The sequence below is a fragment of the Planktothrix pseudagardhii genome (assembly GCF_904830925.1).
GTDB lineage: Bacteria > Cyanobacteriota > Cyanobacteriia > Cyanobacteriales > Microcoleaceae > Planktothrix > Planktothrix tepida.
Map to the genome: position 1 here is coordinate 6,182,002 of NZ_LR882967.1, position 11,265 is coordinate 6,193,266.

Annotated in this window: 5 protein-coding genes, 1 rRNA gene and 1 CRISPR repeat array; of the genes, 4 read left to right on the top strand and 2 right to left on the bottom strand. The window is 41.8% G+C overall.

Going from position 1 to position 11,265, the window contains the following annotated elements; all coding sequences use genetic code 11:
• Positions 1–54 precede the first annotated feature (54 nt).
• The 3 genes from NMK36_RS26835 (at position 55) to NMK36_RS26845 (ending at position 6,014) form a co-directional block, all read left to right on the top strand.
• Complete coding sequence (locus NMK36_RS26835) at positions 55–969, top strand: WG repeat-containing protein (protein ID WP_254175038.1); 915 nt, start codon at positions 55–57, stop codon at positions 967–969.
• Positions 970–1,104: 135 nt separating this feature from the next.
• Positions 1,105–1,589: direct repeats of the CRISPR family, unit length 38 nt; unit sequence TGTTTCAGTCCCGCGAACGGGATTCTATTAGTTGAAAG.
• A 360-nt stretch (positions 1,590–1,949) separates the two neighbouring features.
• On the top strand, positions 1,950–3,302 hold the full coding sequence (locus NMK36_RS26840; protein WP_254175039.1) for an NAD(P)/FAD-dependent oxidoreductase: 1,353 nt from the start codon (positions 1,950–1,952) through the stop codon (positions 3,300–3,302).
• Between the two features lie 303 nt (positions 3,303–3,605).
• Positions 3,606–6,014 carry a serine/threonine-protein kinase gene (locus tag NMK36_RS26845; RefSeq protein WP_072717697.1) on the top strand — a complete coding sequence of 803 codons (2,409 nt, stop codon included), beginning with the start codon at positions 3,606–3,608 and terminating at the stop codon, positions 6,012–6,014.
• A 108-nt stretch (positions 6,015–6,122) separates the two neighbouring features.
• On the opposite strand, the gene NMK36_RS26850 is transcribed toward NMK36_RS26845, so the two are convergent.
• The gene (locus NMK36_RS26850; RefSeq protein ID WP_072717696.1) at positions 6,123–6,782 is read right to left on the bottom strand and encodes a peptidoglycan-binding domain-containing protein; all 660 of its coding nucleotides are present in this window, start codon (positions 6,780–6,782) and stop codon (positions 6,123–6,125) included.
• A 227-nt stretch (positions 6,783–7,009) separates the two neighbouring features.
• Here NMK36_RS26850 and NMK36_RS26855 point away from each other — a divergent pair, with 227 nt between their 5' ends.
• Complete coding sequence (locus NMK36_RS26855) at positions 7,010–8,314, top strand: FGGY-family carbohydrate kinase (protein ID WP_254175040.1); 1,305 nt, start codon at positions 7,010–7,012, stop codon at positions 8,312–8,314.
• Positions 8,315–8,362: 48 nt separating this feature from the next.
• Here NMK36_RS26855 and NMK36_RS26860 read toward each other — a convergent pair.
• A 23S ribosomal RNA gene (locus NMK36_RS26860) occupies positions 8,363–11,248 on the bottom strand.
• Positions 11,249–11,265 lie beyond the last annotated feature (17 nt).

The following is an 11,265-nucleotide window of genomic DNA, read 5'->3' on the forward strand; positions in this document are numbered from 1 at the left end:
GTTAATATTTAACCCTGGCTTTTCTTCCCCCTGTTTATCCCTAGGATTGAAACTATGCCCGAAAATACTGCCTTTCTCTATCCTTTTATTCAAAATAAAAAATGGGGATATATTAACCAAGCCGGACAAGTCGTAATTGAACCACAATTTGAATCAACATTAGGATTTTCGGAAGGACTAGCCCCCGTTAAAATTAAATCTCAAAAAGGTTATATTGATTTAAACGGAAATCTGGTAATTCCGGCTAAGTTTGATGTCGCTTGGGGTTTTTCCGAAGGAATAGCGGCGGTGAAAATTAATGATAAATGGGGATATATTGATAAAACGGGAAAATTTATAATTCCCCCTCAGTTTAATTTTGCCTGGAGTTTTTCATCTCAACTTGCTGCGGTGCAAAAAGATAAAAAAATGGGCTATATTAACCATCAAGGAGAATGGGTAATTTCCCCTCAATTTGATAATACCTCAGAATTTAAAGAAGGACTAGCTGCCATTAACTTGCAAGGAAAAGTTGGTTATATTAATACAACTGGAAATATAGTAATTTCGCCTCAATTTGATTTAAGTTGGCGGTTTTCTGAAGGTTTGGCGATGGTTTTAATTAAAAATAAAATGGGATATATTGATAAAAAGGGAAATATAGTAATTCCAGCCACATTTGATTATGGGTGGGATTTTTCCCAAGGGTTAGCAGTGGCCAGAAAAGGCAGAAAATGGGGTTATATTAATCATCAGGGAAGTTTTGAGATTGCTTTACAATATGAAGAAACTGCTAATTTTTCCGAAGGGTTAGCAGCCGTAAAAATTAAACAAAAATGGGGTTATATTAATCAAAAAGCAGTGATAAAAATACCCCTTCAGTTTGATAGTGCTAATGAATTTAAGCAGGAATTAGCAGCCGTTAGAATTAAAGATGAATGGGGGTATATTAATTCGGCAGGTGCATGGGTTTGGCAACCTACAAAATAAATTGTTAATTTTAGTTGAATTGTTTAAATAATTACCAATTGAGAATTAATAAATGATGTTTTAGTCCCGCAACGAAATTCTATTATATTAGTTGAAAGTTTCTATGTAGTAAGCCCTTCAGGGCTTTCATTTAGCCGTTTCAGTCCCGCAAGCGGGATTCTATTAGTTGAAAGCATGGATGATATTGACTCAATTTTACAACAGGCATTTGAGTTTCAGTCCCGCGAACGGGATTCTATTAGTTGAAAGAGCCTTGTCAAGTATTGATGAAATTCGAGTCACGATTGTGTTTCAGTCCCGCGAACGGGATTCTATTAGTTGAAAGTCAGAATTTATCTATCATGCAGAAGGATTAAAAATGCCTGTTTCAGTCCCGCGAACGGGATTCTATTAGTTGAAAGCTTCATTAACTAAACGTGTAATCATGACCATAAAGTGTTTCAGTCCCGCGAACGGGATTCTATTAGTTGAAAGGTTTATGAGCAAAATAATAAGGCTGACGGACTAAATGTTTCAGTCCCGCGAACGGGATTCTATTAGTTGAAAGCAGGCAGCACAATTGGTTTCCGATACTTCAGGAAATGTTTCAGTCCCGCGAACGGGATTCTATTAGTTGAAAGACTGCCCCCTGAAACTGGGACAGAGTAGGCATTCTGAAGCCACTTTTCGTGAACCTCATTTTTTGCCTCATTTCAGCCTTCATTATTGCAACCCATTCGCAATAAATAACCGAACTCAAAAGTAAAAATTATTGAATTGTCGAGGTTCTGGCGTTTTTCGTGAATCCCCCCAGGTTTTGGCTCCCGCTTCAATTCCTGAAGACCACAGTAAACCAAACCCAACTGCTTGTCAAGATTAATTTTCTATGGTAACTAATCCCGATTTCTCAAATCCATAGCAAAAATTTGATAAAAACGTTATGGTGATTCTCTAAACCGCTTGGTTCATATCCAGAAATCCTTGAAAAGGAGAATAGTCTCATGTCAGATATTCTTAATACTCAGTCACCCCATCATGTTGTTATTGTCGGAGGTGGATTTGGCGGACTCTATGCAGCAAAAACCCTGGGACGTTCTTCCGTTAAAGTCACGTTAATTGATAAACGGAATTTTCATCTATTTCAACCTTTATTATATCAAGTAGCTACGGGGAGTTTATCTCCTGGAGATATTGCTTCACCTTTGCGAAGCGTGTTGAGAGATAATAAAAATACCCAAGTTTTAATGGGGGAAGTTGTCGATTTAAACCCCAATGAAAATAAACTCATTCTGAATAATGGAGAATTAAATTATGATACCTTAATTGTTGCAACGGGTGTTTCTCATCATTATTTTGGAAATGACCAATGGGCGACCCTAGCTCCCGGATTAAAAACCGTTGAAGATGCGTTAGAAATGCGACGCAGAATTTTTTCAGCCTTTGAAGCCGCAGAAAAAGAAACTGACCCGGAAAAACGCCAAGCATTATTAACATTTGTGGTGGTAGGAGGTGGGCCTACTGGTGTTGAATTAGCGGGTGCTTTAGCCGAAATTGCCTATCGGATTTTAAAGGAAGAATTTCGCAGTATTGATACTTCAGAAACCCAGATTTTATTATTAGAAGGAATGGATCGAATTTTGCCGCCATTCCCCCCGGAATTATCGGCTGAGGCTCAAAAAGGGTTAGAACACTTAGGGGTAACAGTTCGCACAAAAACCTTAGTGACCAATATTGATAATCAGGTTGTAACGTTGAAATCGGGAGAGGAAATTGAACAGATTTCCGCCCAAACAATTTTATGGGCAGCCGGGGTAAAAGGGTCTAAAATGGGAGAAGCGATCGCTCGAACAACGGGTGCTCAATTAGATCGAGTCGGACGGGTTATGGTAGAACCTAATTTAACAGTTCCTAACTATTCTAATATTTTTGTGATTGGAGATTTAGCGAATTTTTCCCATCAAGGAGATCAACCTTTACCCGGTGTTGCTCCTGTTGCTCAACAGCAAGGAATTTATGTGGCAAAATTAATCCGAAAACGCTTAAACGCTCAAACTTTACCTCCTTTCCATTATATTGATTATGGGAGTTTAGCTGTTATTGGTCGAAATCAAGCGGTTGTTAATTTGAATTACCTGAAATTTTCGGGTTTATTTGCGTGGTTAGCTTGGGTTTTTGTTCATGTTTTCTTCTTGATTGAGTTTGATAATAAACTCTTAGTGATGATTCAATGGGCTTGGAGTTATTTTACTAATCAAGGCGGTGCCCGTTTGATTACAAATGAAGGCTTATCGGGAAAAAATAATAATATTGAAATCTCTACTTCAATGGGAGATAAAAATACGGTTCAAGTTTAACAATTTAGGGTGCTATTTTAGCACCCTGATTTTGAATCTCTAAAATAGAATTTATTTTTTTCTATTCCATAAAATTTAATTTCGCTCCAAATAGGGGAAGCTATTCAAAAAATCAGTATTAAGTTTAGAGTTAAAATTTTATCAGTTTATTCCCAATTTTTAAGAATAAAAAACAAGCACAGCAGCTTTTAGGATCAAACTTTCGCCTGTTTGAGCCGTCTTGACTCATTACTTGGGTGTTAATTTCACCACTCATTCACAATTAATGGCATAATCAAACAAAATAGGGTCAATATTGTTGCTATGGTCGGTCAGCTTTTAGACGGACGCTATCAAGTCATCGACGTGATTGAGTCAACGGAGTTCGGGAAAACCTATCTCGCCAAAGATACTCGCCGACCTGGTGAGTCGTTGTGTTTTGTTAAACATTTGCATCTCGCCCCAGAAGATGCCAAACTCGTCAATGTAGCCCGTCAGCGCTTTCAACAAGAAGCCAAGGTCTTAGAAAAACTGTCTCAACATGATCAAATTCCGCACCTGTTGGCTTATTTTGAAGAAAATCGAGAATTTTATTTAGTCGAATCTTATATTGCGGGTCATTCCTTAATTGATGAAATTTTACCCGGTCAGCCCTTAACAGAAAATCAAGTTATAAATTTGTTAACGGATGTGTTAGGAATTCTCCAATTTGTACATCAACAGGGAGTCATTCATCGGGATATTAAACCGGGTAATTTAATCCGTCGTCAAACCGATGGAAAAATAGTGCTACTGGATTTTGGTGCGGTTAAAGAAATTAATCTCAACTCTCATCAGAATTCCCCCACCAGTCGTGTTGGTACTCTGGAATATATGCCGCTTGAACAATTCCAATGTCATCCCCATTTTAATAGTGATATTTATGCTTTGGGAATGGTTGCAATTCAAGCATTAACGGGTTTACCTGTATCAGAATTACCTAAATTACGGAAAAATAATGGCTCTAATATTGGGGACATTGTTTGGCGACATTTAGCGATTATTAGTGTTGAATTGGGCGATATTATTGATAAAATGGTTTGTTCAGATTATCAGCAACGGTATCAATCTGCTGATGAAGTTCTATCGGCTCTTAAAACCTTTCAATCTCCCTATTCTCCTAACCTTTCTAAATCCAAACTAGAAATTTATCGGGAAGAAGTTAAAAGTTGCGCCAACCATCATCGCGGTGAAATTTCGATTATTGGTCGGCAAATTTTAGAGGAATTGCGCTTAAGTTTAGAGTTGTTACCGGAGGAAACCGAAGCAATTGAAGATGAAATTTTAAACCCCTATCGGAAATATCGAGAAAAGGGAGAACGGTATGAACAAGCGTTAATTGCAACGATGCAACAAGAATATCCCTTTACTCCTGAAACCCGTGAAGAATTACAACGATTACAACAACTCTTAGGCTTAACGAATGAAGATATTGCAGCTATTGAAAAGCAGATTTTACCCCAATCTATTTTAAGTCAAATTGCTCAAGTTATTCAGAATTTTAGTTGGAATCTAAAGCCATACTCATCTCCAAAAACAGAGTCTAAATTCTTTAAAAAACCTCATCTATCTCAACTGCTTTGGTTAGGATTAGGTTTGGTTAGTTTATTGGGAATTCTTCTAGCAACTTATGAATATCAAAAATGGAGAACTGTACAACAATTACAAACTCAATATTTGAATAAAATTAATGAATTTTTAGCCGTTGGAAATTATGAGCAATGTTTAGATGAAGCTCAAAAGATTACTCAACTCTCGCCTCAAAATCAAGCCCTTCAAAATCTGATTCAACAATGTCAAGATAAAGTGTTTTGGAAAACCGTTACCCCTCAAAATTTTGCTCAAAATTCCGATGCGGTTTGGGCCGTTACCTTTAGTCCCGATGGTCAAACTCTCGCCACTGGGAGTGAAGATACACTGGTAAAACTCTGGGATATTCAAAGTGGAACAGAAACTAAACGTTTAGAAGGAGATTCTTCTCCGATTTATTCAGTTGATTTTAACTCCGATGGCACAGAAATCTCCTCTGGAAGCGCATTTTGGCAAATCTTAGAATGGAATCTAACGACCGGACAACCGTATCAACCCTTACAACATTTAGCAACAATTTGGTCAGTGGATGTTAGCCCGGATAATCAAAAAATTGCCAGTGCGAGTGCGGATAAAACAGTTAAAATTTGGGATCGAAAAACAGGTGAAATTTTACAAAATTTAACAGACCATCAAGATGAGGTTTATGTCGCTATTTTTAGCCCCGATAATCAACTTTTAGTGACAGGTTCAAAAGATCAAACAATTAAAATTTGGAAGGTAGACACAGGAGAATTAATAAATACTTTAACAGGACATTTAGATGCGGTGCGTTCACTAGCCATCAGTTCTGATGGTAAAATAATTGTCAGTGGGAGTTTGGATAATACCGTCAAAGTTTGGAACCTAGAAACCGGAGAATTAATTCATACCCTCACCGGACATACTAACGATGTTTTATCCGTTGCCATTAGTCCTGATAATAAGATTATTGCTAGTGGTAGCCGAGATAAAACCATTAAACTCTGGAATTTAAAAACGGGAGAATTATTAAATACCTTAACCGGACATCAAGACGAGATTTATTCGGTTAAATTTAGTCCCGATGGAAATCGTTTAGTGAGTGGAAGTAAAGACAAAACCATTAAATTATGGTCACGTTAACCCCATAGAGACGTGCCATAACAAACACAACTATTAAATTGTGGAATGTTCCCAAACCCCTTAGAGACGAGGAATAGCCCGTCTCTACAGAGGTATAGGATTGAGAATTTAAAGCCCTAATGCAGCAAGAGTTGCTGGGCCAGCAATACCATCGGCGGAGAGTCCACAATTTTCTTGAAACGCTTTAACGGCGTGGGCTGTAAGTTTCCCATAGTAACCTGTGCTGTTCGCATTAAAATAACCCAGGTCTGCTAAACGATTTTGCAGTTGCTTGACATGGTAGCTACTGTCACCTCGCGACAGATAGCTGCTGCTACCGCCACAATGACCACAACCTCCATAACTGGCATTGCTATAGCTGTGTTTAGGTTCATGATACCCACTACCGACCCCTAAAGCTGATGCTGTTGCAGAGCCAACAACTCCATCAGGGTATAAGCCATAATCTCTTTGAAAAGCCATAACCGCGTGTTTGGTGACTTTACCAAAGTAACCCGTTGCTTTACCAGTAAAATAGCCATAGTCCTGCAAGGCATATTGGACTTTCTTAACGCTATAACCACTATCACCGTAATAGAGAGCAGCACTGGCTGGTTGACTAACACTCACTACAGACAAGCCAATGGCTGCTGCCACAATGGGCATCCAGCAAGCCGTTGACAGTTGGCTCCAATTCACACCTCGGAATAGTACCAAGCCCCCGTTAACATGGGGTTGCCGAGGAGACTCATAAGCAGAAACGAGATGATTATAAGCAAGCGTATCCATGAAATCCTCGATGAATGGCTCAAAATTACAATAAGCAGTAGTGAATCTGATTAAAATTCAGCTACCAATTCTTAATTTATAGCTTTGTGATCAATTAACGTCCAGAGTAATTTTATTTTTTCCGAAACTTTTATTAAAACTTAACAAATTTATTGGCATTTTTTGGAGGCACAAACTTTATAGTTTACTATAAATCCAAAAATACGAATCCGACTGGCGGAGAAAGAATGGTTAATTTTTATATCGGGATTGATTTTGGTACGTCCGGTGCTCGTTCTATTACAATTAATCCTGAAGGAACAGTGGTAGCTGAAACGCAATTTCCGTTTCCCACCTTAACAGACTCTTCGGAATGGGTTGCTCTTTGGAAAACGGCTTTATTCACAGTGATTCAAGAAATTCCGGTGAATGTTCGCCGTCAAATTCAAAGAATTGCAATTAATGGAACCTCTGCCACTGTGCTACTTTGTGATCCTCAAGGTATCTCCGTAGATTCCCCTATTTTATACAATGATAGTCGAGGTGCTACCGTTCTAGAATTGTTAAAGAAAATTAGTCCTCCTGATCATTGTGTCATAAGTGCCACTTCTAGTTTAGCCAAACTGATCTGGTGGCTAACGGTTAAAACAATTGATATTAAACAACAACAATTGGGTTGCTTATACTTTCTCCATCAAGCTGATTGGTTAGGATTTTTGCTGCATGGAAAATTAGGAATTAGTGATTATCATAATAGTTTAAAATTAGGTTATGATGTAGAGAATTTTTCCTATCCACATTGGTTAATGAACAGTTTAAAATCGCTGATCAATTTAGAGCGATTGAAACTTCCTGATGTCGTTGCTCCGGGAACTCCCATCGCTACAATTACCCCAGAAATAGCAGAACAATTACAGTTACCCAAAACCTGTAAAGTTTGTGCAGGAACCACCGATAGTATCGCTGCATTTTTAGCAAGTGGGGCAAATGTTCCAGGGGAAGCCGTTACCTCTTTAGGCTCAACGTTAGTTTTAAAACTCCTCAGTAAAACTCCCGTAAATAATATTAAATATGGTATTTATAGCCATCGTTTAGGGGATTTATGGTTAACAGGTGGTGCATCTAATACGGGAGGTGCAGTATTACGTCAATTTTTTAGCGATTTTGAATTGGAAACTTTCAGTCGTCAGATTAACCCTAATAATAATAGTCATTTAGATTATTATCCCTTAATTAAAAAAGGCGAGCGTTTTCCGATAAACAATCCTGAATTACTTCCCTGTCTTGAACCTCGTTCTGATAATCGTGTTGAGTTTCTCCAAGGGTTATTAGAAAGTATGGCTAAAATTGAAGCTCAAGGTTATCAACTTTTACAACAGTTTGGTGCAACTCCGTTAACTCAAGTTTATACCGCCGGAGGTGGAGCCCAAAATTCAACTTGGACAGCTATTCGTCAGGGCTATTTAAACGTTCCCATGGTGCAACCTATTCATACAGAATCTGCTTATGGTAGCGCATTACTAGCCCTGAAAAAAGTAAAAGATGTTAATTAAACTTTAAAAATCAGGAGCACTGAAGATTGCAGAGAAAACTGGAGAGATGAGGTCAAGCGCTCGGTCTGTTAGTGTGTCTCGGCTGCATCCATCGCTGGACTTCGACCTAACACCTATAAACGGGTGTTCTGCCCGTGACCTTACTTGGTTAAGCCAATGAGAGTAATCATCTTGAGGTGGGCTTCCCACTTAGATGCTTTCAGCGGTTATCCACTCCGCACATGGCTACCCTGCGTCTACCGTTGGCACGATAACAGGTACACCAGAGGTGCGTTCCTCCCGGTCCTCTCGTACTAGGGAGGACTCCTCTCAATACTCTTACGCCTGCACCGGATATGGACCGAACTGTCTCACGACGTTCTGAACCCAGCTCACGTACCGCTTTAATGGGCGAACAGCCCAACCCTTGGGACGTACTTCCGCCCCAGGTTGCGATGAGCCGACATCGAGGTGCCAAACCTCCCCGTCGATGTGAACTCTTGGGGGAGATCAGCCTGTTATCCCTAGAGTAACTTTTATCCGTTGAGCGACGGCCTTTCCACACAGTACCGTCGGATCACTAAGGCCGTGTTTCCACTCTGTTCGACTTGTAAGTCTCACAGTCAAGCTCCCTTATGCCTTTACACTCTGCGAATGATTTCCAACCATTCTGAGGGAACCTTTGCGCGCCTCCGTTACATTTTAGGAGGCGACCGCCCCAGTCAAACTGCCCCCCTGAAACTGTCTTGTTCCCGGATTCACGGGAACCAGTTAGAATTCTAGCCTCTCTAGAGTGGTATCTCACCGATGGCTCCATCATCCCCACAAGGATGACTTCAACGCCTCCCACCTATACTGCGCAAGAGAAGCCCGAACCCAATTCCAGGCTACAGTAAAGCTTCATAGGGTCTTTCTGTCCAGGTGCAGGTAGTCCGTATCTTCACAGACAATTCTATTTCGCCGAGTCTCTCTCCGAGACAGCGCCCAGATCGTTACGCCTTTCGTGCGGGTCGGAACTTACCCGACAAGGAATTTCGCTACCTTAGGACCGTTATAGTTACGGCCGCCGTTCACCGGGGCTTCGGTCATCAGCTTTAGGTTTCCCCTGACCGACTTCCTTAACCTTCCGGCACTGGGCAGGCGTCAGCCCCCATACTTCCTCTTTCGAGTTGGCGGAGACCTGTGTTTTTGGTAAACAGTCGCCTGGGCCTCTTCACTGCGACTTACTTTCATAAGCACTCCTTCTCCCGAAGTTACGGAGCCATTTTGCCGAGTTCCTTAGAGAGAGTTATCTCGCGCCCCTGGGTTTTCTCAACCTTCCTACCTGTGTCAGTTTCGGGTACAGGCATTGATAAATTAACGGTTTTAGGGCTTTTCTAGGAAGCTTGATGCTCTCTACTTCCCCTCCTTAGAGGGTCGGACTCCCGCCTTAGCTCAGTCTGTTTTCTCCAGACCTCAACACCTTGAACGGTTGCACCGGTAACCATCGTCCGGCTAGCACACACCTTCTCCGTCCCCCTGACCAATCTACCAATGGTACGGGAATCTTCACCCGTTGTCCATCGACTACGCTCTTCAGCCTCGCCTTAGGCCCTGACTTACCCTCCGTGGACGAGCCGTGCGGAGGAACCCTTAGGATTTCGGGGTGTAGGATTCTCACCTACATTTTCGCTACTCAAGCCGACATTCTCACTTCTGGTTCGTCCACATCTGCTTTCGCTAATGCTTCTCCCTACGCCAGAACGCTCCCCTACCAATACAATACAATCATATTCCACAGCTTCGGTACATCACTTAGCCCCTTTCATTTTCGGCGCAGCAACGCTTGACCAGTGAGCTATTACGCACTCTTTTAAGGTTGGCTGCTTCTAGGCAAACCTCCTGGTTGTCTGAGCATTCCCACCTCCTTTCTCACTTAGTGATGATTTCGGGACCTTAGCTGGTGGTCTGGGCTGTTTCCCTCTTGACGATGGAGCTTATCCCCCACCGTCTGACTGGTTGCTTTCCTCTGGGTATTCAGAGTTTGACTCGATTTGGTACCGCTCTCGCAGCCCGCACCGAATCAGTGCTTTACCCCCCAGATTTTTCTGCAACCGCTGTGCCTCAACACATTTCGGGGAGAACCAGCTAGCTCCGGGTTCGATTGGCATTTCACCCCTAACCACACCTCATCCGCCGATTTTTCAACATCGGTCGGTTCGGACCTTCACTTGGTTTTACCCAAGCTTCATCCTGGACATGGTTAGATCACCCGGGTTCGGGTCTAAAAACGATGACGACTTCGCCCTGTTCAGACTCGCTTTCGCTTGGGCTTCGACCTCTTCGGTCTTAACCTGCCATCGCCTTTAACTCGCCGGCTCATGCTTCAACAGGCACGCGGTCATCCGTTTAATCGGACTCCCACTGCTTGTAAGCTGACGGTTTCAGGTTCTATTTCACTCCCCTCCCGGGGTTCTTTTCACCTTTCCCTCACGGTACTGTTTCTCTATCGGTCACACAGGAGTATTTAGCCTTACCTCGTGGTCGAGGCGGATTCACACGGACTTTCACGGGCTCCGTGCTACTCGGGATTCAGCTTGGCTCTTCAAACTTTCGACTACAGGACTTTCACCTTCTCTGGTGCAGGTTTCATCTGCTTCGTCTAATTCTCTAAGTCCAGTCTTGCTGTCCCACTACCCCAACTGGATACCCAGTTGGTTTAGGCTGTTTCCCTTTCGCTCACCACTACTGGGGAAATCGCTTTTGCTTTCTTTTCCTCGGGCTACTAAGATGTTTCAGTTCGCCCGGTTCGCTCATCTACATCTATGGATTCAATGTAGTGTTTCTAGGTTGCCCTATTCGGATACCTCCGGCTCATTGCTTGCTTCCCGCTCCCCGGAGCTTTTCGTCGGTCGCCACGTCCTTCTTCGCCTCTGTGTGCCAAGGTTTCCACCGTCAGCCCTTTCTATCTTGACCAATTCTCTTTTTTTGTT